This window comes from Kitasatospora sp. NPDC057738 (assembly GCF_042798815.1).
Lineage (GTDB): Bacteria > Actinomycetota > Actinomycetes > Streptomycetales > Streptomycetaceae > Kitasatospora > Kitasatospora lactacystinica.
Genome location: NZ_JBHVJT010000024.1, coordinates 1 through 22,555 on the forward strand (window position 1 = coordinate 1; position 22,555 = coordinate 22,555).

Here is a 22,555-nt window from a genome sequence, read left to right on the forward strand (position 1 = left end):
TCCCGAACTCGCGGGAGTTCGCCCCCCCCGCCCTCTTGCGGGGGGTTTCGCTTCCTCCCCCCTTCCCCTCTTTTCCCCTCCCGACCCCCCAACGGGCTCTGGGTCGCCGTGAATGGGCTCAGCTGTGGTTTCGGCGGCCCCGACCAAACCTGGCCGGGGCCGCCGTTGCCTTTGGGGTTTCTGGAAGGGGCGGGAGGGTGGGGTGCTTCCTTCTCTTTCGCTTTTCTTTGGGCGGGCCTGCGTCGGAGGACGCGGGCCCACCCAACTCCATGGATCGGCCACCGGACCTGTTGCCGCTGTTCCGGCTTGTCCCGCCCGGACCTTTCGTCCTTGCGGAAATGCCAGGTGGGGGCGTCCTGTGTTGGGGGCGTGGGGGTTCTGGACTCCTCGCGCGGGAAGTCGGCGGGGTCGACTTCCCGCGCACCCGTTGCCGCTTCGGCGTTGGCGAAGCGGCAACGGGCTTGGGCCGCCGTTGCTTTCGTGGCCTGGGCGGGCGCCCGGAGCCTCAGCGGGCGGCGGCGCGTTGGAGGGCGCTGGCGAGGAGGGCGAGGTCGGTGGGGCCGTTGCCGAGTTCGCGGACCGGGCGGCGGGCCGGCGGGGCGCCGAGCTGGAGCGGGTCTATGGCGACGACGGTGGGCCGCAGGGTGGCGGTGCGCGGGATGCGGCCGCTGATCCGGGCGGTCTGGAAGGCGGTGACGCCGCCGTCCGGGAGGCGGAGGTAGCCGCGGCCGGGGGTGTCCTCGGGCAGGGCCGCCGCGTCGCCGAGGTGGATCAGCAGGTCGGAGTCGGCCGGGTCGTCGGTGCGCAGGGCGATCCGGAGCAGCGCGGCCTCGTCCACCTCGGTGCCGGCGCTCTCCTCCGGGCGGCCGGTGGCGACGGCGAGGTGCACGCCGAGCGGTCCGCCGCGGCGGGCGACGGCGGCCAGCGCGCGGGTGAGCGGGCGGCCGGCGGCGGAGGTGGGGGAGAGCAGTGCGTCGTAGTCGTCGACGACGACTACCAGCCGGGCGGGCGCGGCGGCGGGTCCGGTCGGGCGGGGGCCCTCCGCGCTGCGCGGCGGGATGATCCGGGGTGTGGTGGCCGCGCCGCCGCCGACGGCGGCGGGTACCGGGACCCTGGGGTGCTCCGCGTGCGCCTCCCGCCCGTCCGGGCCCCGCCCGTCCAGGCCCTGTTCATCGAGGATCCGTGCGGCGTGCCAGGAGGCGAAGTCCAGCCCGTCGAACAGCCGCTCCCGCAGGGCGAGTTCGTCCTCCAGTGCCTCGGCGGCGAGCAGTGCGGCGCGCGGGTCGGCGGCGGCGTTCACCCGGCCGGTGACGTGCGGCAGGTCGGTGCAGCCGTCGAGGCCGTCCTGGCCGTCCGGGGTGGCCCGGCCCTCGATGATCGTGACGGTCAGCCGCTCGGGCCGTTCGGAGACGGCGAGCGAGGCGACCAGGGTGCGCAGCAGTTCGGTCTTGCCGGAGCCGCGGGCGCCGCCGATCAGCAGGTGCGGGCCGCCCGGGTCGGGGGAGGGGAGGGTGAGTTCGGGGTCGGCCAGGTCGAGGGTGCAGAGCTCGTCGCGGGTGGTGCCGAGCAGGGCGGTGGCGGCGCCGATGCCGCCGGCGTGCGCCTCCCAGCGGGCGGACAGCTTGGCCGGGGTGACGGTGTCGAGCTGGAGCAGGTCGAGCAGCCGCAGTACGTCGGGCAGCGGGCCGCGGGCGGCCGGGACGGCCTCGCGCAGCGGGGCGAGGACGCGGGCCAGCCGTTCGGCCCAGGCGTCCGAGACGGCGTCCAGCGAGACCTCGTGGAGGGCTTCCCGGCCGCGGGCGACCGGGCGGTTCAGCGAGAGCTGGGTGCCGACCTCGCCGGTGATCAGGGCGGTGGCGCCGAGGCCCCGGGGGAGCAGTTCGGGCTGCTCGGCGAGGCAGATCGGGAAGATGCCGACCGCCGGGCCCTGGCGCAGCAGCAGGTCGAGTGCCTGGCGGGCGGCTTCGGTGGCCGGCCGGCCGTCCACCACGACCACGGTCGCGGGGTGGCCGCCGAGGCCGCTGGGGCCGCTGAGCCGGGCGGTGAGCTCGGTCAGCCGGGCGGTGGCCTGTTCGTCGTCGAGGCCGATCAGCAGTCGGCAGTCCTGGCCGTCGACCGGGCGCAGGTGGGGCAGCCACAGGGCCCAGGCCCAGGTGTCGGCGCGCTCCTCGGCGGTGCGGGTCTGGTCGGCGTCGACCACGACCAGGCTCAGCCCGGTCGGCGGGTGCAGCGCGGCGAGCTGGGCGACGACGGCGCGGGTGAGCGCGTCCAGGCGCTCGCGCGGGCCGCTGAGGCCGAGGCTGCCGGCGGTCTGGAGGTCGAGGGTGACCGGGACGGCGGGCAGCGTGGTGCCGGGTGTGGTGCCGGGGCCGCCGGGGCGGTCGGCGGTGCCCAGGCGCAGGGTGAGCGCGTCGGGGTGGCCGGGGCCGCGTTCCCAGAGGCGGGGGCCGGGGCCGACGGCGTTGAGCAGCAGGGTGGCGAGGTCGGGCCAGCGTTCGCGCTGGGCGGCGGTCTGGCGCAGCCGCACCGCGGCGTGGTGGCGTTCGGCGCTCTCCTGGCCGGGCGGTTCGGCGGTGCGGCCGGGCAGCAGGGAGAACAGGCCGCGGCCGCGGCCGGGGGCCGGTTCGGGGGCGGTGGGCGGCTCGACCACGGGCGGCGCGGGCCGGGCCGGGCCGGGGGCGGCGAGCTGGAGGTGGCCGTTGCCGTCCGGCAGGGCGGCGCGGGTGGTGCCGGCGGCCTCGGCCGGGTCGGGGGCGGTCACCTGGAGGGTGGATTCGCCGATCCGCAGCACGGCGCCGGGCTCCAGCGGGACGGCGGCCTCCGGCGGTCCGGGCGGGACGAGGCGGCCGTCCAGCGTGGTGCCGTTGGTGGAGCCGAGGTCGCGCGCGGAGACCCGGCCGTCCTCGGCGAGGTGCAGGGAGAGGTGGAGCCGGGAGACGTCCGGGTCGTCGAGCGGGACGTCGGCCTCGGCGGAGCGGCCGACCCGGATCTCCCGGCCGTGCAGCCGGTGCACGCCGCCGGCGTCGGGGCCGCCGACCACGCGCAGTTCGGCGGCGGCGGGGGCGTCGTCGGGGTCGTCGGCGGTCGGGTCGGGCTCGTTCAGGCTGAGGACGGCGCCGTCGAGCAGCGGGGGGTGGCCGAGCAGGGTGTGCTCGTCGACCCGGTGCGCCCCGGCGTACAGGTGCACGTGGGTGGCGGCCCGTGGCCCGCGCACGCCCACGGCGCCGGCGAGCGCACCCGCGATGGCGCCGAGTGCGGTGCCGACGGGCGCGGTGACCAGCACGTCCACGTAGGGGATGGCGGAGCCGGCGGCGGCCGGGCCGCTGCGCGGTCGGAGGACGGTCAGCCGGATCTGCATCTCGCCCGCGGGTCCCTTCTGCTGATGTGAACCTGGTACCGCTGCCCGGTGCCGTGGGCACCGTTGGGCCACACGAGTGGCGAGTGTCCATCCTGCCATCCGTCGAGGACGGTCCGCGCACGGTACCGGATTTGACGATCTTGCGATCGGCACCGTGACGGGGCGACGGGGAGTCAGGGCCGACCGCCTCCTCGCGGGGTGCCCGGGACCTTCCCTAGGGGATGTCCCCCAACCCTTCCCCAGACCGTACGGATGGCCTACCGGCCACCCCGAAAACCCGAACCGGCACCGTTAGAGTGGCCGCAGACACGGGCCCGGCAGGCTCACCGCACCGGCGGAGGAGCGCCCCGCGCGGGCGGCACGGCGAGGAGTGCGACAGGTGCGGCCAGTCGGCAGCAAATATCTGCTGGAGGAGACCCTCGGACGGGGTGCGACCGGGACCGTCTGGCGCGGCGTGGTGCGCGAGGACGCGCAGGTGCCGGGCTGTGCGCCCGGGCAGCGGGTGGCGATCAAGGTGCTGCGCGAGGAGCTGGCCGCCGACCCCGACGTGGTGATGCGCTTCCTGCGCGAGCGCTCGCTGCTGCTGCGGCTGACCCACCCCAACATCGTCCGGGTCCGGGACCTGGTCGTCGAGGGCGAGCTGCTGGCCCTGGTGATGGACCTGGTGGAGGGCCCCGACCTGGCCCGCTACCTGCGTGCCAACGGCCCGTTCAGCCCGATCGCCGGCGCCCTGCTGATGGCCCAGGTCGCGGACGCGCTGGCGGCCAGCCACGCGGACGGGATCGTCCACCGCGACCTCAAGCCGGCCAACGTGCTGCTCGCCTCCACCGTGGTGGACGGCGCCGAGCGGATGCACCCGCTGCTGACCGACTTCGGCATCGCCCGGCTCGCCGACTCCCCGGGCGTCACCCGCACCCACGAGTTCGTCGGCACGCCCGCCTACGTCGCGCCGGAGTCCGCCGAGGGCCGCCCGCAGACCTCCGCGGTGGACGTGTACGGCGCCGGGATCATGCTGTACGAGCTGGTCACCGGCCGGCAGCCGTTCCAGGGGGACAGCGCGCTCGCCGTGCTCCAGGCCCACCTGGCCCACGAGCCGCAGCGGCCCAGCACGATGCCCGAGCCGCTCTGGACGGTGATCGAGCGCTGCCTGCGCAAGGACCCGGCCCAGCGGCCCGGCGCCACCTCGCTGGCCCACGCGCTGCGGGTGGTCGCGGCCGGCGTCGGGGTGCACGCCTCCCCGCCGGCGGTGGACGAGGCGCTGGCGGTCGGTGCCCTGCTGCTGCCGGACCCGCAGCCGACCGCGGTCCCCACCACGATGGCGCCGATGTCGCCGATGGCGACGATGCCGGGCGCCGTGGCCCCGGGCACCGAGGACCGCACCCAGGTGCTGCCGCCGACCCCGGCCGGGTCGTTCGACCCGGCCGCGGCGACCCGGGTGATGGGCACCCAGCCGCCGCCGGCGCCCCCGCAGGGCGCCGCGGACCGCACCCGGGTGATGCCGCCCGTCGCGGTGCCGCCGCCCCCGCCCGTCGCGCCGCCGCAGGAGGAGGCGCCGCACCCGTGGCAGACCCAGCTGCGCGCGGCGCGGGACCGCAACCAGCAGACCCAGGTCGGCTACTTCGGTCCGGAGGACTACGAGGGCCACTCGGAGCCGCAGGTCGCCCCGCCGCCCTACCAGGCCGGCCAGGGGGGCCACGCCGGCCAGGGGCACCGGCCGGGCCAGGGCGCCCCGGGCGGCCCCGCCGGGCCGCAGCAGCCCGGCGGCTACCGCCAGTCCCCGCCCCCGCCCGGCTACGCCCAGCGTCCGCCGGTGGCCCCGCCGCCCTACCAGGCGGGCCGGGGCGGCCAGGGCGGTCAGGGGGGCCAGCGGGGCCAAGGAGGCCAGGGCGGCCAGGGCGGCCGTCCGCAGCCGCCCGGTGGCTACCGGCAGGCCCCGTCCGGGTACGGGCAGTCGCAGGGCGGCTACCCGCCGCCGCCCGCGCCCGCCCCGGTGGCGCGCCGGGCCGAGCCGCCCGCGCCGCAGTACCGGGAGGCCCCGCCGCAGCGCCGCGAGGAGCCGCCGGCACCGGCCCGCCGCGAGCCCGCGCCGGCCCGTGAGCCGCGTCCGCGCAGCCGCAACCGGATGTACATTCCGGGGCTCGGCTGCCTCAAGGGCTGTCTGATGGTGCTGCTGGTGCTCGCCGTGGCGGGGCTGGCGCTGTGGAACTTCACGCCGCTGCCGCAGTACTGGGACAACGTCGTGGGCTGGTTCGACTCGGCGCGCGACTGGGTGAACGGCCTCGTCGGCAGCTAGCGCCGCCGCGGGCCGGGGCCGGAGCCGATCCGGGCCCCGGCCCGCCCCGGGCGGCAATTTTGACGCTATGTCGACAATTCGCGAGATTTCTCGGCCGGGACTCCCGCTCCGGGCCCCTCGGGCGGCCCGCGCAGGGCCTCCGGGCGCGTAGGTTGGTCGCTGTTGTCCCGCCCCACCGAGCGCGCCGGACCCCCGGAGCGCTCCCGCGCCGCCCACGGAGCAGCATTGGCACGCAAGATCGGCAGCCGGTACACCGTCCACCAGGTGATCGGCCGGGGTTCGGCCGGCACGGTCTGGCTCGGTGAGGGGCCCGACGGCCCGGTGGCGGTCAAGCTGCTGCGCGAGGACCTCGCCGCCGACCAGGTGCTGGTCGGCCGCTTCGTCCAGGAGCGCACCGCGCTGACCAGCCTCGACCACCCCCGGGTGGTCGGCGTGCGCGACATGGTGGTGGACGGCAGCGACCTCGCCCTGGTGATGGAGCTGGTCCAGGGCACCGACCTGCGCTCCCGGCTGGAGCGGGACGGCGCGCTGCCGCCGCAGACCGCCGCCTCGATCATCGCCGACGTCGCCGACGGCCTGGCCGCCGCGCACGCGGCCGGCATCGTCCACCGCGACGTCAAGCCCGAGAACGTCCTGCTCGACCTCGCCGCCGCCCCCGGCCCGGGCGGCGCCCCGCGCGCCAAGCTCACCGACTTCGGCGTGGCCCGCCTGGTCGACGCCCCCCGCCGGACCCGGGCCACCCGGATCATCGGCACCCCCGACTACCTCGCCCCCGAGATCATCGAGGGCCTGGAGCCGCGCGCCGCCGTCGACATCTACGCCCTCGCCACCGTGCTGTACGAGCTGCTGGCCGGCTTCACCCCCTTCGGCGGCGGCCACACCGGCGCGGTGCTGCGCCGGCACGTCACCGAGCAGGTGCCGCCGATCCCCGGCCTGCCGGACGGGCTGTGGCGGATCATCTCCGAGTGCCTGGCCAAGGCCCCCGCCTCCCGGCTGCGCGCCGCCGAGCTGGCCTCCCGGCTGCGCGAGCAGCTGCCCTCGCTGGCCGGCCTGCCGGTGCTCGCCGTGCCCGGCCAGGGCCGGGCCCCGGTCGAGGAGCAGCTGACCCCCGGCGAGGCCGTCTACGCCGAGATCGACGCTGGCCCCGGCATCCACAAGCGCCGCCGCGGTCCGGCCGTCCCGCTGGTGCCGGGCGCCGCCCCGGACTCCACCCGGGACACCCACACCAGCCTGCGCCGCCCGTCCGCCGACGAGCTGGCCGCCTACGCGCTGGAGTCCCGCGCCCAGCGCGCCGCCCCGGGCCACCGCCGGGACCGCCAGGCCCTGCTGCGCCGCCGCCGGATGCTGGCCGTCCTGATCGCCACCGTCCTGCTGCTGGCGGGCGCCGCCGCGGCCTGGACGGCGTTCGCGGCCACCGTCCCGGACGGCGGCCACCCGGCCCGTCCGGCGGTGTCGGGCACCGGCCCGCGGGCCCCGCAGCCGGAGCCGCCGGCGCGGCCGTGACGGCGGCCGTGACGGCGGCCGTGACCCCCGGGGAGCCGGGGGTGTCGTCATGACCACTCCCGGAACCATTACCCTGGGGGCGTGGCAGCCGTCGATCCTTCCGAAGAGCTCAAGAACCTCGATACGACCATGGGGTCGATCGAGGCCGTCCTCGACCTGGACAAGATCCGGGCCGACATCGCGGTCCTGGAGGAGGAGGCAGCCGCCCCCACCCTGTGGGACGACGTCGCGAACGCGCAGAAGGTGACCAGCCGGCTCTCCTTCCTCCAGGGCGAACTGCGCCGGGTCGAGGGCCTGCGCAGCCGCATCGACGATCTGGGCGTGCTGTTCGAGCTCGCCGAGGCCGAGGACGACGCGGACACCCGCGCCGAGGCCGAGACCGAGCTCGTCTCCCTCCAGAAGGCCGTCGAGGAGCTGGAGGTCCGCACCCTCCTGTCCGGCGAGTACGACGCCCGCGAGGCGCTGATCAACATCCGTGCCGAGGCCGGTGGCGTGGACGCCGCCGACTTCGCCGAGCAGCTCATGCGCATGTACCTGCGCTGGGCCGAGCGGCACGGGTACCCCACCGAGGTGTACGACACCTCGTACGCCGAAGAGGCCGGCATCAAGTCCGCGACCTTCACCGTGAAGGCGCCGTACGCCTACGGCACCCTCTCGGTCGAGCAGGGCACCCACCGCCTGGTGCGGATCTCGCCGTTCGACAACCAGGGCCGCCGGCAGACCTCCTTCGCCGGCGTCGAGGTCCTCCCGGTCGTCGAGCAGTCCGACCACGTCGACATCGACGAGGGCGAGCTGCGGGTGGACGTCTACCGTGCCTCCGGCCCCGGTGGCCAGGGCGTCAACACCACCGACTCGGCGGTGCGCATCACGCACATCCCGACCGGCATCGTGGTCTCCTGCCAGAACGAGCGCTCGCAGATCCAGAACAAGGCGTCCGCGATGAACGTCCTCCAGGCCAAGCTGCTGGAGCGGCGCCGCCAGGAGGAGAAGGCGGCGATGGACGCGCTCAAGGACAGCGGCAGCTCCTGGGGCAACCAGATGCGCTCCTACGTGCTGCACCCGTACCAGATGGTGAAGGACGTCCGCACCGCGTACGAGGCCGGCAACCCGCAGGCCGTGCTGGACGGCGACATCGACGGCTTCATCGAGGCCGGGATCCGCTGGCGCAAGCAGCGCGAGACCAGCGCCGAGTAACGGCCGACATCGACGAAGGGCCCCGACCGCAGCGGTCGGGGCCCTTCGTCGTACGCGTCGTGGGTCGTCAGGCCAGTGCCTGCCGGGCGATCAGCGCCACCGCGAGCAGTCCGGCCAGCAGGGCCAGCAGCATCGCGGGGGAGAGCGCGGCGAACGGGCTCTGCTGCTCCTGAAGCCGGGCCCGGTTGGCCCGGCACACCGGGCAACGCCCGTCGCTGACGCGGCCGTTGCAGTTGGCGCACACCAGATGGTCGCAGGTCATGCGATCTCCTCCTCGCTGCTACAGCCAACGCACCGGACGGGGCTTTGGTTCCATGCACTGCCCTGTACGGGGGAGCGGCCGTGACACGGTCGCCCACCTCCACTCTGCCAGGTTCCGGCAGTTCCGGCTTCCGGGCTGTGAGATGCCTCGCAATATTCGGGGCATAAGCGGACATTCTCCCGCAGAGTCCGGCCGTTGTCACGGGCGGCCCCTGCGGGCCGGTCGCCGATTCGCGTATGGTCCCAGACCGGGAGCAGCCCACCGCGCTCCTTTCGCCCGCCCATGGACCGGGCCTCCGGGGCGGATCGACCGAGGACTGGCGCCGCCTAGGATGGCCTCCGTGATGCAGCCGTGATCAGATTCGACAACGTCTCCAAGACCTATCCCAAGCAGAACCGTCCCGCCCTGGACAACGTCTCGCTGGAGATCGAGAAGGGTGAGTTCGTCTTCCTGGTCGGCTCGTCCGGCTCGGGAAAGTCCACCTTCCTGCGCCTGTGCCTGCGCGAGGAGCGTCCCAGCACGGGCGCGGTGCACGTACTGGGCAAGGACCTCGGCAAGCTGTCCAACTGGAAGGTGCCGCACATGCGCCGCCAGCTGGGCACCGTCTTCCAGGACTTCCGCCTGCTGCCGAACAAGACGGTCGCGCAGAACGTCGCCTTCGCCCTGGAGGTGATCGGCAAGCCCAAGAGCGCCATCAACAAGGTGGTGCCCGAGGTGCTGGAGCTGGTCGGCCTCGGCGGCAAGGAGGACCGCATGCCGGGCGAGCTGTCCGGTGGTGAGCAGCAGCGCGTGGCCATCGCCCGCGCCTTCGTGAACCGTCCGATGCTGCTCATCGCCGATGAGCCCACCGGCAACCTCGACCCGCAGAACTCGGTCGGCATCATGAAGCTGCTCGACCGCATCAACCGCACCGGCACCACGGTGCTGATGGCCACCCACGACCAGGCCATCGTCGACCAGATGCGCAAGCGCGTCATCGAACTCGACAAGGGGCTGCTCGTCCGCGACCAGGCCCGCGGCGTCTACGGATACCAGCACTGACCGACCAGCGCTGACCCGTGGGGCCGCCGGCCCGACCCGCCAGACCAGAGCAGTACCGACCCTGGAGTTGTATCCCGCATGCGTGCCCAGTTCGTCCTGTCGGAGATCGGTGTGGGTCTCCGACGCAACCTGACCATGACCATCGCGGTCGTGGTCAGCGTCGCGCTCTCCCTCGCCCTCGCCGGTTCCTCGCTCCTGGTCCGCGACCAGGTGAACTCCATGAAGGGGTACTGGTACGACAAGGTCGAGGTGAGCATCTACTTCTGCACGAAGGCGGACGCCCGCAACTCGCCCCAGTGCGACAAGGGCGCGGCCACCGACCAGCAGGTCCAGGACATCAAGGACCAGCTGGACAAGATGACCTCGGTGGTCCAGTCGTCCACCTACGAGAGCTCGCCCGAGGCGTACAAGCACTGGAAGGAGATGAACCCGGACAACCCGCTCATCTCCGTCCTGGGTCCGGACGCCATGCCGCAGTCCTGGCGGGTCAAGCTCAACGACCCGACCAAGTACGACGTGATCCAGAGCGCCTTCGCCGGCAAGCCCGGCGTCAAGTCGGTCGAGGACCAGCGGAAGATCCTGGAGAACCTGTTCGGCCTGCTCAACGGCCTCCAGACGGCGGCCTTCGTGATCATGGTGCTGATGCTGTTCGTCGCCCTGCTGCTGATCGTCAACACCGTCCGGGTGTCGGCGTACAGCCGGCGGCGCGAAACCGGGATCATGCGCCTGGTCGGTGCCTCGAACTTCTACGTCCAGATGCCCTTCATCGCCGAGGCGGCCTTCTCGGCGCTGCTGGGCGCGGCGATGGCCTCCGGACTGCTGATCGGCGGGCACTTCTTCGTCCAGAACTGGCTGGCCGACCGGGTGCAGTTCATCCACTTCATCGGGCTCGGCTCGGTGCTCGCGGTGATACCGCTGCTGATCGTGGTGGGTATGGGCATGGCCGGCGTCGCGGCCTTCTTCACCCTGCGCAAGTACCTCAAGGTCTGATTCCCGCAGGCCCGACGGCCCCGTACGGCACTGCGCCGTACGGGGCCGTCGGCGTTCCGCGGTCCACCGTTGCGGTTCGTCCCGCGCGCGGCGGTGTCTACACTCCGGTGCCATGCTGCAAACTCCGCGCAGGGCCCGCCAGGTGACCGTGCTCAGCCTGGTGTTCGGCGCCGTGCTGCTGGCCGGCGCGGCCACCGGCGCCTGGGGCGACCCGGGCGACCCGCCGCACCGGTCCTCCGCCGACACCGCCCGGGCCGCCGGCGGGCTACCGGCGGACCCGGCCGGCGCCACCCTGTCGGAGCAGCAGGCCGAGCACCTGCTGGCGGCCGGCGGCGACCGCTGGGGCGCGTACTACAGCGCCCAGGAGTACGCGGAGTTCAGCCAGGGCCTGGACGGCCGCTACCCGGGCGTCGGCCTCTCGGTCGGCCGCGGCCAGGACGGCGTCACCGAGGTCTCCCAGGTCGCCCCCGGCGGCCCGGCCGCCGCGGCCGGGATCGCCCCCGGCGACCGGCTCGTGCGGATCGGTCAGGACCAGGCCGACCACCTGCCGGTCACCGAGGTGGTCGCGCGGTTGCGCGGCCGGGGCGAGGAGCGCCGGGCCGGCTCCGAGGTCACCCTGGCGGTCCGGCGCGGCGGGGCGGAGGAGCGCGAACTGCGGCTGCGGCGCGTGCTCCTGGACAGTCGGCAGGTCACCGCGGAGCAGCTGGGCAAGGGCGTGCTGCGGGTGACCGTGCGCGCCTTCACCAGCGGCGTGGCCGACCAGGTGCGCGCCGCGCTGCGCGCCCCGCACACCGGCGTGGTGCTCGATCTGCGCGGCAACTCCGGCGGGTTGGTCGACGAGGCGGCCGGCACCGCCGGGATCTTCCTGGACGGCGGAACGGTCGGCTCGTACCAGGAGCGCGGCGAGACCAGGGAGTTGACCGCCCCGCCCGGCGGCGACCAGCGCACCCCGCTGGTGCTGCTGGTGGACGGCGGCACGATGAGCGCCGCCGAACTGCTCGCCGGGGCCCTCCAGGACCGCAGCCGCGCCGTGGTGGTGGGCTCGCGGACCTTCGGCAAGGGCACCGTCCAGCAGCCCAGCCGGCTCGCCGACGGCGCCGTGCTGGAGCTGACCGTCGGCCGCTACTACACCCCGGCCGGACGCTCCCCGGACGGTACCGGCCTGACGCCCGACGTCCCGGCCGGTTCGGGCGAGGAGGCCGACGAGCTCGCCCTGCGGGTCCTCGCGGGGCTCGGCACCCGTGCCTAAAGCAGCTGCCCCATCCGGCCCCGAAGTGCGAGAATGACCGGGTTATGGCAAAGGAAACCGGACAGAAGCTGATCGCGCAGAACAAGAAGGCGCGACACGAGTACACGATCCTCGACACCTACGAGTGCGGCCTGGTGCTCACCGGCACCGAGGTCAAGTCGCTGCGCGAGGGGCGGGCCAACCTGGTCGACGGCTACGCGTACATCCAGAACCACGAGGCGTGGATCGACAACGTCTTCATCCCCGAGTACACCCAGGGGACGTGGACCAACCACGCGGCCCGGCGCAAGCGCAAGCTGCTGCTGCACAGGATGGAGATCCAGAAGATCGAGACCAAGGTCCGCGACGCGGGCCACACCCTGGTCCCGCTCTCGCTGTACTTCAAGGACGGCCGGGTGAAGCTCGAACTGGCCCTCGCGGTCGGCAAGAAGCTCTACGACAAGCGGCAGACCCTGCGCGAGAAGCAGGACACCCGCGAGACGGCCCGCGCCGTGGCGGCGGCCCGGCGGCGCCAGAGTTAATCGGCTGGACCCCCGCTGGTCGCCTCGCGTAGTATGGCGCCAGCAACAAGGACGGTCACCGTCCGAGCTGTTTCTCAACAAAACATGGGGATGATCGGTTTCGACAGGGGATGTTGAAACAGGGGAAGCGAGCCGAGGAACGCGGCAATGATCTCGTTAACCACGTGTCGCAAAAAAATAATCGCCAACTCTAAGCGCGATTCCCAGCAGTTCGCTCTCGCTGCCTAATAAGCACCGATAGCGCTTGGGTGTCAGACCGGGGAGTTCCCGACCCGGACCCTGGCATAATCTAGGGAACTCAACCGTCCGCCCGGGCTGCGAGGGTGGATGGGAAATCAAACAGCAGCTGGGCCTGTTGGCGGCTTGTCCGTGTGACCGCCAGGGCCGAGAAAAGCACAGCGGACTGCGCTCGGAGAAGCCCTGAATTAACTCCACTGGACCCGGGTTCGATTCCCGGCATCTCCACCACCCCATGTTGACTCGAAGGGCCGCCCTCCGCTCCGCGGAGGGCGGCCCTTCGATTTTTGTACGTTCCGGAGCAGCGCGGCCCGGGGGTGGCGGCGTAGGATCATCCGTCCGCTCGTTTTCCGGAGCGGGATTCCGCCGCAACCACCGAGGCCATGCAGAGCAACACGCCCACCACCCCCGCCACCGACCACGAGACCGTCCGCGCGCGCGAGATCGCCGGTGAGCAGCAGCACCTCGACACCGTCTACCACCGGTTGGAGGAGAAGCTCGCCGAGGCCGAGTACATCCTGGAGGACGCCGCCAAGCGGGTCCAGGTCGGCACCCCCGGCGCGCTCGCCGAACGCGACGCCCAGGTCTACCGGGCCGGCGCCCACCTCCACCGACTGAACAGCGAGTTCGAGGACTTCCTGTTCGGCCGGATCGACCTCCAGCGGGCGGACGCCCCGGAGGAGCACGGGATCCCGTCGGACACCCCGCTCGACCCGGCCGACCCGGCCGTCGCCGAGACCCTCCACATCGGCCGACTGGGCGTGCTGGACGCCGAGTACGGACCGCTGGTGATCGACTGGCGCGCGCCCGCCGCCGCCCCCTTCTACCGCGCCACCCCGGTCGAACCGGGCCGGGTGATCCGTCGCCGGGTGATCCGCTCCAAGGGCCGCAAGGTGATCGGCGTCGAGGACGACCTGCTGCGTCCGGACCTCGCCCCGACCCTGGACGGCGAGGAGCTGGCCGTGGTCGGCGACGGTGCGCTGATGGCCTCGCTGGGCCGCGCCCGCAGCCACTCGATGCGCGACATCGTCTCCTCCATCCAGAAGGAGCAGGACGAGGTGATCCGCGCCGCCGCCGCGGGCGCCACCCTGGTCACCGGCGGCCCCGGCACCGGCAAGACCGCCGTGGCCCTGCACCGCGCCGCCTACCTGCTCTACCAGGACCGCCGCCGCTACGCCGGGGGCATCCTGGTGGTCTCGCCGACCCCGCTGCTGGTGTCCTACACCGAGGGCGTGCTGCCCGCGCTGGGCGAGGAGGGCCAGGTCGCCATCCGGGCGGTCGGCTCGCTGGTGGACGGCATCGAGGCCGGCACCTACGACACTCCCGAGGCGGCCCGGGTCAAGGGTTCGGGCCGGATGGTGCAGCTGCTGCGCCGGGCCGCCCGCGCGGCGCTGGAGCTGGGCGCGCCGCAGGAGCTGAAGGTCGTCGCCCGCGGCGAGGTGCTGAAGCTGGACGCCTCCCGGCTGAAGGCCGTGCGCGGCAACGTGGTGGGCTCCGGCGGCACCCCGCTGAACCTGCTGCGCCCGCGGGCCCGCCGGCTGCTGCTGGACGCCCTGTGGCAGCAGGCCACCAGGGACCTGCCGAAGCCCGCCGACCACTACGCCCGCGAGCAGCGCCAGGAGGAGAAGGAGTCCTTCGACGAGTACGTCTCGGACGAGGCGTCGTTCCTGGACTTCCTGGACGCCTGGTGGCCGGCGCTGAGCCCGCGCCGGGTGCTCGGCACGCTGCGGCAGCACCGGCACACCAACCGGATCGCCCGCCGCGCCGTCACCCCGGACGAGGCCAGGCTGCTGGCCGCCTCCTGGCGCCACCTGTCCGCGGAGGGCGCGGGCGCGCTGTCCGCGCACGACGTCGCGCTGATCGACGAGCTCCAGGTGCTGCTGGGCGAGCCGGCCCGCCCGAAGGTCCGCGAGGTGGACGCGGTGGACCTGCTGAGCGGCCTGGAGGAGGTCACCACCTTCGCCGACCGCTCCACCCGCCAGCGCGACCGCCAGCCGGTCGAGCGCAGGGAGTACGCGCACATCATCGTGGACGAGGCGCAGGACCTCACCCCGATGCAGTGGCGGATGATCGGCCGCCGGGCCCGGATGGCCACCTGGACGATCGTCGGCGACCCGGCGCAGTCCTCCTGGCCGTTCCCGCAGGAGGCCCAGGCCGCACTGGACGACGTGCTCTCCGGCAAGCCGCGCCGCCGCTTCACGCTGACCGTGAACTACCGCAACCCGGCCGAGATCGCCGAGGTCGCGGCGAAGGTGCTGGCGCTGGCCGCGCCGGGCACCCCGTCGCCGAGCGCGGTGCGCCGCGTCGGCGTGGAGCCGCGCTTCGCGGCCACCACCGACCCCTCGCCGGAGGCCTTCGGCGAGGCCGCCCGGGCCGAGCTGGAGCGGCTGCTGACCGAGGTGGACGGCACCGTGGCGATCGTGGTGCCGATGGACCGCCGGGACGAGGCGGCCGGCTGGGCCGAGGGCCTGGGCGGGCGCGTGGTGGCGCTGGGCAGCCTGGAGGCCAAGGGCCTGGAGTACGACGCGACCGTGGTGGCCGACCCGACCGGCATCGCCGGCGAGTCGGAGGCCGGGCTGCGGGTGCTGTACGTGGCGCTGACCCGCGCGACCCAGCGGCTGACCGTGCTCTCCGGTCCGGACGACCTGCCGGACGCGGACGGCGTGCCCGCGCTGTTGCACGGCTGACGGCCCGTCGGGTCCCGACGGCACTCGTCGGGACCCGACGGAAGAAGGCCCCTCACCGGACGGTGAGGGGCCTTCAGACGTTTACGACACCGACCCGCCATGCTCGCCTCGCGGCAAGTGGTCCCTCGAAGGGACGAAGGTTGGGCCCGGGGGCTTGGATCGAGCCGGTGTCCCGTCCAATGTAACGCATCGGCCGGGAGAGGCAAGGAGTGAGCGGCGGGGACCGGCGGCCATTGGGCGGGATTGTCGGGTCCGCACACTCAATGAACGTTATTTCTGGCTACCCCTTGGAAGGTGCGACGATCGAGGTCTAGCATGCGCGGGCGATGCCTTCAACAAAATGTTGAGCCTGCGGGACAGACGGAAGAAGGAAGCGTCGATGGCGACGGTGCCCAGTGTCTCCAACTCGATCACGGTACGGCTGGAGGTCCCGGCCCGGGGCAACGCCGTCAGTGCGATCACCACGGCCGTGGAGTCCTCCGGCGGGTCGGTGACCGGTCTCGACGTCACCGCCTCCGGCCTGGAGGCGCTGCGGATCGACGTCACGGTGGCGGCCTCCTCGGTCGCGCACGGCGAGGAGATCGTCGAGAAGCTGCGCGCGATCGACGGCGTGTCGATCGGCAAGGTCTCGGACCGCACCTTCCTGATGCACCTCGGCGGCAAGATCGAGATGTCCTCGAAGCTGCCGATCCGCAACCGTGACGACCTCAGCATGATCTACACCCCCGGCGTCGCCCGGGTCTGCATGGCGATCGCGGAGAACCCCGAGGACGCGCGCCGCCTGACCATCAAGCGCAACAGCGTCGCCGTGGTCACCGACGGCTCGGCGGTGCTGGGCCTGGGCAACATCGGCCCCGAGGCCGCGCTGCCGGTCATGGAGGGCAAGGCGGCCCTGTTCAAGCGCTTCGCCGGGATCGACGCCTGGCCGATCTGCCTGGACACCCAGGACACCGACGAGATCGTCGCCATCGTCAGGGCGATCGCCCCGGGCTTCGCCGGGATCAACCTGGAGGACATCTCCGCGCCGCGCTGCTTCGAGATCGAGGCCCGGCTGCGCGAGGCCCTGGACATCCCGGTCTTCCACGACGACCAGCACGGCACCGCGATCGTGGTGCTGGCCGCCCTCACCAACGCGCTGAAGGTGGTCGGCAAGCGGATCGCCGACATCCGGGTGGTGATGTCGGGCGCCGGCGCCGCCGGCACCGCGATCCTCAAGCTGCTGATGGCGGCCGGCGTCGAGCACGCCACCGTGGCGGACGTGCACGGCGTGGTCCACCTGGGCCGCGGGGACCTCAACGAGAACCTGCGCTGGATCGCCGAGCACACCAACCGCTCGGGCCGCACCGGCAGCCTCAAGGAGGCCGTGGCGGGCGCCGACGTCTTCATCGGCGTCTCGGCCCCGAACGTCCTGGACGGCGACGACCTGGCCACCATGGCGGAGGACTCGATCGTCTTCGCGCTGGCCAACCCGGACCCGGAGGTCGACCCGGCCATCGCCCGGCAGACCGCCGCCGTGGTCGCCACCGGCCGAAGCGACTTCCCGAACCAGATCAACAACGTGCTGGTCTTCCCGGGCGTCTTCCGCGGCCTGCTGGACGCCCAGAGCCGCACCGTCAACACCGAGATGATGATCGCCGCCGCCCGGGCGCTGGCCACCACCGTGGCGGACGACGAGCTGAACGCGAACTACATCATCCCGAGCGTGTTCCACAAGGACGTCGCCAAGACCGTCGCCTCCGCGGTGCGCGAGGCGGCCCTGGCGGGGGCCCAGGAGGACCCCGCGCCGGCCCGTCCGACCCCCGGCATCGTCGGCACCCTGGACACCGCCGCGTTCCCCGTCGTCAAGCTCTGACGACCGGGTCGGGCGACGTGTCACAGATCGCTCAAATGTACGAATAAGGGCCATACCCGCCCAGCCCGCCCCGAACCCTTGCGACACAAGGGCGAGGGGCGTGTTTGGGCTTGTCAGTCCTAGGGCGTACCGTAGCCCTGCACGGGGCAGGCGTGTCCGACAAGTACGGAACGTCCCCCTGGTCTTCCGGCGTGTCGTCCCGACCGCCGCCCGCGCCCGGTCCGCCGGAGCCGACGGAGCGTCACACCTCCAGCGAGCGGGCGATGTTCGGGTGGCTCGCCCGGGGCCCGATTGGCTTTCTCGGGGCCGGTCGGGGCAGGATTCGTATCCAGGCGGGCGGGTGGGCCTTCGACGGCTCCGGCGCGCGGCATCGGGTACGGACCCGGCCTGCGACCACGCATTGCCTGCATGAGCACAGTGTGCGGACCTGCGGCCCATCCGGGTGCCCCCCGGTGGGAGCACCGATGGGCCCCCGCGCACCGCAAGCGAACAGACCACAGGAGTACACATGAACCGCAGTGAGCTGGTGGCCGCGCTGTCCGAGCGCGCCGAGGTGACCCGCAAGGACGCCGACGCCGTTCTGGCCGCCTTCGCCGAGATCGTCGGCGAGGTCGTCGCCAAGGGCGACGAGAAGGTCACCATCCCCGGTTTCCTGACCTTCGAGCGCACCCACCGCGCTGCCCGCACCGCCCGCAACCCGCAGACCGGCGAGCCGATCCAGATCGCCGCGGGCTACAGCGCCAAGGTGAGCGCCGGCTCGAAGCTGAAGGAAGCCGCCAAGGGCGCTGCCTGAGCCACCCCTTGAACGCCCGAGAGGCCGGGCTCCCCGCTGGGGAGCCCGGCCTCTCGCCGTTGGGACCGGACCGTCAGGCGTCGACCAGCTGCTCGCTGGGCAGCTCGACGTGGGCGCCCAGGTCGCGCAGCTTGTCCATGAAGTTCTCGTAGCCGCGGTTGATCAGGTCGATGCCGTGCACGGTCGAGGTGCCCTCGGCCGCCAGCGCCGCGATCAGGTACGAGAAGCCGCCGCGCAGGTCCGGGATGACCAGCTCGGAGCCGATCAGCTTGGACGGGCCGGAGACGACCGCGGAGTGCAGGAAGTTGCGGGCGCCGAAGCGGCACGGCGTGCCGCCCAGGCACTCGCGGTAGAGCTGGATGTGCGCGCCCATCTGGTTCAGCGCGCCGGTGAAGCCGAGCCGCGACTCGTACACCGTCTCGTGGACGATGGACAGGCCGGTGGCCTGGGTCAGCGCGACCACCAGCGGCTGCTGCCAGTCGGTCTGGAAGCCCGGGTGCACGTCGGTCTCCAGGGCGATCGCCTTGAGCTCGCCGCCCGGGTGCCAGAAGCGGATGCCCTCGTCGTCCACCTCGAAGGCGCCGCCGACCTTCCGGAAGGTGTTCAGGAAGGTCATCATCTCCAGCTGGCGGGCGCCGCGGACGTAGATGTCGCCCTTGGTGGCCAGCGCCGCGCAGGCCCAGGAGGCCGCCTCCAGGCGGTCCGGCAGCGCGCGGTGGTTGTAGCCGTTCAGCTCGTCCACGCCGGTGATCAGGATCGTCCGGTCGGTGCCCAGCGTGATGATCGCGCCCATCTTCTGCAGCACGCAGATCAGGTCGACGATCTCCGGCTCGATGGCCGCGTTGCGCAGCTCGGTGACGCCCTCGGCGAGGACGGCGGTGAGCAGCACCTGCTCGGTCGCGCCGACCGAGGGGTAGGGCAGCTCGATCTTGGTGCCGCGCAGCCGCTGCGCGGCGACCAGGTAGGTGCCCTGCGGGTGCTTCTCGATGGTGGCGCCGAACTGGCGCAGCACCTCGAAGTGGAAGTCGACGGGGCGGCCGCCGATGTCGCAGCCGCCGAGGCCGGGGATGAAGGCGTGGCCGAGGCGGTGCAGCAGCGGGCCGCAGAACAGGATCGGGATCCGCGAGGAGCCGGCGTGCGCGTCGATGTCGGCGACGTTGGCGCTCTCGACGTGCGAGGGGTCGAGGATCAGCTCGCCGTCCTCGTCACCGGTGCGCACGGTCACGCCGTGCAGCTGCAGCAGGCCGCGGACCACCTTGACGTCGCGGATGTCCGGGACGTTGCGCAGTCTGCTGGGGCCCTGCCCGAGGAGGGCGGCGACCATGGCCTTGGGCACCAGGTTCTTCGCACCGCGGACGCGGATCTCGCCTTCGAGCGGATTTCCGCCATGGACCAGCAGGACGTCGTCGGTCATCGTTCTCGCAATCCGGGGTGCCAGAGGAGTCGGAAAGGGCGGCTCCGGGAGAGAGCCGGTGGTGGACCGTTCGTACGGGCGCGTTCGGGCCCCCGGCGAAACCGAGTCGGCACCGTATAGGCGTCCACCAGACGTAGATGGTAGTAGGCGCTCCGTTGGTTCCCGTGAGCCTCTCCCGTGATGGTGCTCTCTCCGGGCCCGCGCCCGCCCCCCGGTGCGGCCGTACGGGTGTTCGTCCGGCGTGGGGGTTTCCGGGTGTTGCGGTGTCCGAGCGGTGCCGTTCTGCGGGATCATGTGGGCATGACGGCGGCCCATTCGCACGGAGGCCGGTCCCACACCGGCTGTCTGCTCGTCGCGACGCCCCTGCTCACCGACCCGAACTTCGCGCGGGCGGTGGTGCTGCTCCTCGACCACGACGTCGAGGGGGCGCTCGGCGTGGTCCTCAACCGGCCGACGCCGGTCGAGGTGGGAAGCGTGCTGGACGGCTGGAACAGACTCGTCGGACAGCCGGCCGTGGTGTTCCAGGGCGGCCCGGTGGCGCTGGACTCGGCGCTCGGCCTCGCGGTGGCACCGGGGGAGCCGGGCACCGGCGAGCCGCTCGGCTGGCGCCGGGTGCACGGCGCGATCGGCCTGGTGGACCTGGAGGCGCCGCCCGAGGTGCTGGCCGGGGAGCTGGGCAGCCTGCGGATCTTCGCCGGGTACGCCGGCTGGTCGCCGGGGCAGCTGGAGGCGGAGCTGGAGAGCGGCGCCTGGTACCTGGTGGACTGCGAGCCGGGGGACGTCTCCAGTCCCGAGCCGGAGCGGCTGTGGCGTGCGGTCCTGCGCCGCCAGCGCGGCCCGCTCGCCCTGCTGGCGACCTACCCGGACGACCCCACGATGAACTGAGCCGACCGGCCCCGCGCCGCGACACTGGCCGGGTTTCCGGAGGCCCCCATAGACTTGGCACCCATGAGCACTCTTGAGCCCGAGCGCGGCCTCGGCACCGGCACCCTGGTCGAGCCCGTCCCACAGGTGTCCCACGGGGACGGCGACCACGAGCGCTTCGCGCACTACGTCCAGAAGGACAAGATCATGGAGAGTGCCCTCTCCGGGTCTCCCGTGGTGGCGCTCTGCGGCAAGGTGTGGGTGCCCGGGCGCGACCCGAAGAAGTACCCGGTCTGCCCCATGTGCAAGGAGATCTACGACGGCATCGGCAAGCCGCAGGGCGGCGACGGCGACAACAAGTAGTCCGCGGCGCCGCGCACAACGCCGTTTTGCATAGCACCAGGGTTTCCCCGGTGGTCTATGCCAATCGTCGGGGCGTGGGCAGGATGTCGGAATGGACCTCATTCCCGCACCGTCGAGTGCCGTTCGCCGCCCGGACGAGGACTACCCGCTCGACTCCGCCACCACGCTGACCGCACCCCCCGCGCTGGCCGACGCCGAGCGCTGGCTGCGGACCACACTGTCCGCCGCCACCGGGCTGCCGCTCGGCCCGGGCCGGCCGGGTTCGGGCATCGAGCTGGTCGAGGACCGGACGCTCGCCGCCGAGGCGTACCGGATCACGGTGCGCCCCGGCCACGCCCTGCTCGCCGCGGGCGGCCCGGCCGGAGCGCTGTGGGGCGCGCAGACCCTGCGGCAGCTGCTCGGGCCGGACGCCTACCGCCGCTCGCCGCTGCGCCGCGAGGGCTGGGTCCTGCCCGGCGCCGACATCGCGGACGCCCCCCGGTTCGGCTGGCGCGGCGCGCTGCTCGACGTCGCCCGGCACTTCCTGCCGAAGTCGGACGTGCTGCGCTTCGTCGACCTGCTGGCCGCGCACAAGCTCAACGTGCTGCACCTGCACCTGACCGACGACCAGGGCTGGCGGGTGGAGATCAAGCGCTACCCGAGGCTGACCGGGCGCGGCGCCTGGCGGGAGCGCTCGATGGTCGGCTACCGGGCCGGGCAGCGCCGCGACGACCGCCCGCACGGCGGCTACTACACCCAGGACGACCTGCGCGAGATCGTCGCCTACGCGGCCGCCCGCGGGGTCACCGTCGTCCCGGAGATCGACCTGCCCGGCCACACCCAGGCCGCCGTGTCCGCCTACCCCGAGCTGGGCAACACCGACGTGGTGGACACCGCCGCGCTCGGGGTCTGGACCGACTGGGGGGTGAGCCACAACGTGCTCAACGCCTCCGAGGAGACCCTGCGCTTCTTCGAGGGCGTGCTGGAGGAGGTCCTGGAGCTCTTCCCGTCCGAGTTCATCCACCTCGGCGGCGACGAGTGCCCCAAGGAGCAGTGGAAGGACAGCGCCGCCGCGCAGGCCCGGATACGCGAGCTGGGCCTGGCCAACGAGGACGAACTGCAGAGCCACCTCATCCGGCACTTCGACGGCTGGCTGGCCGACCGCGGCCGCCGGCTGATCGGCTGGGACGAGATCCTGGAGGGCGGGCTCGCGCCGGGCGCCGCCGTCTCCTCCTGGCGCGGCTTCGGGGGCGGGGTCGCCGCCGCGAAGGCCGGGCACGACGTGGTGATGTGCCCCGAGCAGCACGTCTACTTCGACCACCGGCAGGCGGACGGACCGGACGAGCCGATCCCGGTCGGATTCGTGCGCACGCTGGAGGACGTCTACCGGTTCGAGCCGGTCCCCGAGCAGCTGGACGAGGCCGCCGCCCGGCACGTGATCGGCACCCAGGCCAACCTGTGGAGCGAGTTCATGGACAGCGCCCGGGACATCGACTACCGGGCCTTCCCCCGGCTGGTCGCCTTCGCCGAGGTCGCCTGGTCGGAGCTGCCCGCCGAGCCGGCCGAGCGGGACTTCGCCGGTTTCGAGCAGCGGCTGGCGACGCACCTGAGGGCGCTGGACGCGCTCGGCGTCGAGTACCGCCCGGCCGACGGTCCGCACCCGTGGCAGCGCCGCCCCGGGGTGCTCGGCCGGCCGATCGAGGGCCCGCCGCCGGTGCGGTAGGGGGTGTCCCGCGGGGCCTGCCGGACCCGGCGAAGACCCGCGGGAAACGCCCCGGTCCTACCCGCGGGGAACTTCTGAGCGGTCGTCCGACGTCAAGAACTGATGAACATCTGCCCTGGCCCGGAGCGGGTCGGGGCAGATACCGCCCGGTATCAGTCCCAATCGGGCAGTCCCGTTCACCGGTCCCGAAATGATCATCGAGCATTGTGTGCCAGAGTTGCCCAACCCGGCC

16 protein-coding genes and 1 other RNA gene are annotated in these 22,555 nt (G+C 73.3%); 14 read left to right on the forward strand and 3 right to left on the reverse strand.

All coding sequences use genetic code 11. The features are described from left to right. Positions 1-505 precede the first annotated feature (505 nt). Complete coding sequence (locus ACFVGO_RS15555) at positions 506-3,358, reverse strand: FtsK/SpoIIIE domain-containing protein (protein ID WP_380632197.1); 2,853 nt, start codon at positions 3,356-3,358, stop codon at positions 506-508. Positions 3,359-3,737: 379 nt separating this feature from the next. Here ACFVGO_RS15555 and ACFVGO_RS15560 point away from each other — a divergent pair, with 379 nt between their 5' ends. From ACFVGO_RS15560 to prfB, 3 genes are all read left to right on the forward strand, one after another. Further along, complete coding sequence (locus ACFVGO_RS15560) at positions 3,738-5,651, forward strand: protein kinase (protein WP_380632199.1); 1,914 nt, start codon at positions 3,738-3,740, stop codon at positions 5,649-5,651. Between the two features lie 225 nt (positions 5,652-5,876). Continuing rightward, a complete protein-coding gene (locus ACFVGO_RS15565) occupies positions 5,877-7,154 on the forward strand; it encodes a serine/threonine-protein kinase (protein ID WP_359904260.1) in 1,278 nt (425 codons plus the stop codon). A gap of 81 nt (positions 7,155-7,235) precedes the next feature. Continuing rightward, positions 7,236-8,348 carry a peptide chain release factor 2 gene (gene prfB, locus ACFVGO_RS15570; protein WP_359904258.1) on the forward strand — a complete coding sequence of 371 codons (1,113 nt, stop codon included), beginning with the start codon at positions 7,236-7,238 and terminating at the stop codon, positions 8,346-8,348. 67 nt (positions 8,349-8,415) lie between these two features. Here the strand turns inward: prfB and ACFVGO_RS15575 are convergent, their stop codons facing one another. Further along, a complete protein-coding gene (locus ACFVGO_RS15575; protein ID WP_359904255.1) occupies positions 8,416-8,610 on the reverse strand; it encodes a hypothetical protein in 195 nt (64 codons plus the stop codon). A gap of 351 nt (positions 8,611-8,961) precedes the next feature. On the opposite strand from ACFVGO_RS15575, the gene ftsE reads away from it, so the two are divergent. The 8 genes from ftsE (at position 8,962) to ACFVGO_RS15615 (ending at position 17,980) form a co-directional block, all read left to right on the forward strand. Further along, positions 8,962-9,651, forward strand: coding sequence for a cell division ATP-binding protein FtsE (ftsE, locus tag ACFVGO_RS15580; RefSeq protein ID WP_030059730.1), 690 nt, complete (start codon positions 8,962-8,964; stop codon positions 9,649-9,651). A gap of 78 nt (positions 9,652-9,729) precedes the next feature. Beyond that, positions 9,730-10,641, forward strand: coding sequence for a permease-like cell division protein FtsX (gene ftsX, locus ACFVGO_RS15585; RefSeq protein WP_359904252.1), 912 nt, complete (start codon positions 9,730-9,732; stop codon positions 10,639-10,641). Between the two features lie 112 nt (positions 10,642-10,753). Next, positions 10,754-11,890 carry a S41 family peptidase gene (locus ACFVGO_RS15590; protein WP_359904249.1) on the forward strand — a complete coding sequence of 379 codons (1,137 nt, stop codon included), beginning with the start codon at positions 10,754-10,756 and terminating at the stop codon, positions 11,888-11,890. A gap of 44 nt (positions 11,891-11,934) precedes the next feature. Then, positions 11,935-12,411, forward strand: coding sequence for an SsrA-binding protein SmpB (gene smpB, locus ACFVGO_RS15595; RefSeq protein WP_359904247.1), 477 nt, complete (start codon positions 11,935-11,937; stop codon positions 12,409-12,411). An 86-nt stretch (positions 12,412-12,497) separates the two neighbouring features. Then, positions 12,498-12,879: a transfer-messenger RNA gene (gene ssrA / locus ACFVGO_RS15600) on the forward strand. A gap of 152 nt (positions 12,880-13,031) precedes the next feature. Next, positions 13,032-15,335: a UvrD-helicase domain-containing protein gene (locus ACFVGO_RS15605; RefSeq protein WP_359904244.1), complete on the forward strand. Its 2,304-nt coding sequence runs from the start codon at positions 13,032-13,034 to the stop codon at positions 15,333-15,335. Between the two features lie 379 nt (positions 15,336-15,714). Next, positions 15,715-17,187 (forward strand): NAD-dependent malic enzyme, encoded by a 1,473-nt coding sequence (locus ACFVGO_RS15610; RefSeq protein ID WP_359904241.1) that lies wholly within the window; start codon positions 15,715-15,717, stop codon positions 17,185-17,187. A 508-nt stretch (positions 17,188-17,695) separates the two neighbouring features. Further along, positions 17,696-17,980 carry an HU family DNA-binding protein gene (locus tag ACFVGO_RS15615; protein ID WP_030242980.1) on the forward strand — a complete coding sequence of 95 codons (285 nt, stop codon included), beginning with the start codon at positions 17,696-17,698 and terminating at the stop codon, positions 17,978-17,980. Positions 17,981-18,053: 73 nt separating this feature from the next. Here ACFVGO_RS15615 and murA read toward each other — a convergent pair whose 3' ends face one another. Further along, the gene (gene murA / locus ACFVGO_RS15620; RefSeq protein WP_359904238.1) at positions 18,054-19,394 is read right to left on the reverse strand and encodes a UDP-N-acetylglucosamine 1-carboxyvinyltransferase; all 1,341 of its coding nucleotides are present in this window, start codon (positions 19,392-19,394) and stop codon (positions 18,054-18,056) included. Between the two features lie 300 nt (positions 19,395-19,694). On the opposite strand from murA, the gene ACFVGO_RS15625 reads away from it, so the two are divergent. The 3 genes from ACFVGO_RS15625 to ACFVGO_RS15635 all read left to right on the forward strand — a co-directional run bounded on the left by ACFVGO_RS15625 (position 19,695) and on the right by ACFVGO_RS15635 (position 22,323). Beyond that, positions 19,695-20,279, forward strand: coding sequence for a YqgE/AlgH family protein (locus ACFVGO_RS15625; protein ID WP_359904235.1), 585 nt, complete (start codon positions 19,695-19,697; stop codon positions 20,277-20,279). A 63-nt stretch (positions 20,280-20,342) separates the two neighbouring features. Further along, positions 20,343-20,621: a DUF3039 domain-containing protein gene (locus ACFVGO_RS15630; protein ID WP_359904233.1), complete on the forward strand. Its 279-nt coding sequence runs from the start codon at positions 20,343-20,345 to the stop codon at positions 20,619-20,621. A gap of 91 nt (positions 20,622-20,712) precedes the next feature. Beyond that, positions 20,713-22,323 (forward strand): beta-N-acetylhexosaminidase, encoded by a 1,611-nt coding sequence (locus ACFVGO_RS15635; protein ID WP_359904230.1) that lies wholly within the window; start codon positions 20,713-20,715, stop codon positions 22,321-22,323. The last annotated feature ends 232 nt before the right edge of the window (positions 22,324-22,555 follow it).

Coding starts and splice junctions, on each gene's coding strand:
- ACFVGO_RS15555 (WP_380632197.1), bottom strand. CDS start 3,358: ATGCAGATCCGGCTGACCGTCCTCCGACCGCGCAGCGGCCCGGCCGCC.
- ACFVGO_RS15575 (WP_359904255.1), bottom strand. CDS start 8,610: ATGACCTGCGACCATCTGGTGTGCGCCAACTGCAACGGCCGCGTCAGC.
- ftsX (WP_359904252.1), top strand. CDS start 9,730: ATGCGTGCCCAGTTCGTCCTGTCGGAGATCGGTGTGGGTCTCCGACGC.
- ACFVGO_RS15590 (WP_359904249.1), top strand. CDS start 10,754: ATGCTGCAAACTCCGCGCAGGGCCCGCCAGGTGACCGTGCTCAGCCTG.
- smpB (WP_359904247.1), top strand. CDS start 11,935: ATGGCAAAGGAAACCGGACAGAAGCTGATCGCGCAGAACAAGAAGGCG.
- ACFVGO_RS15605 (WP_359904244.1), top strand. CDS start 13,032: ATGCAGAGCAACACGCCCACCACCCCCGCCACCGACCACGAGACCGTC.
- ACFVGO_RS15610 (WP_359904241.1), top strand. CDS start 15,715: ATGGCGACGGTGCCCAGTGTCTCCAACTCGATCACGGTACGGCTGGAG.
- ACFVGO_RS15615 (WP_030242980.1), top strand. CDS start 17,696: ATGAACCGCAGTGAGCTGGTGGCCGCGCTGTCCGAGCGCGCCGAGGTG.
- murA (WP_359904238.1), bottom strand. CDS start 19,394: ATGACCGACGACGTCCTGCTGGTCCATGGCGGAAATCCGCTCGAAGGC.
- ACFVGO_RS15625 (WP_359904235.1), top strand. CDS start 19,695: ATGACGGCGGCCCATTCGCACGGAGGCCGGTCCCACACCGGCTGTCTG.
- ACFVGO_RS15630 (WP_359904233.1), top strand. CDS start 20,343: ATGAGCACTCTTGAGCCCGAGCGCGGCCTCGGCACCGGCACCCTGGTC.
- ACFVGO_RS15635 (WP_359904230.1), top strand. CDS start 20,713: ATGGACCTCATTCCCGCACCGTCGAGTGCCGTTCGCCGCCCGGACGAG.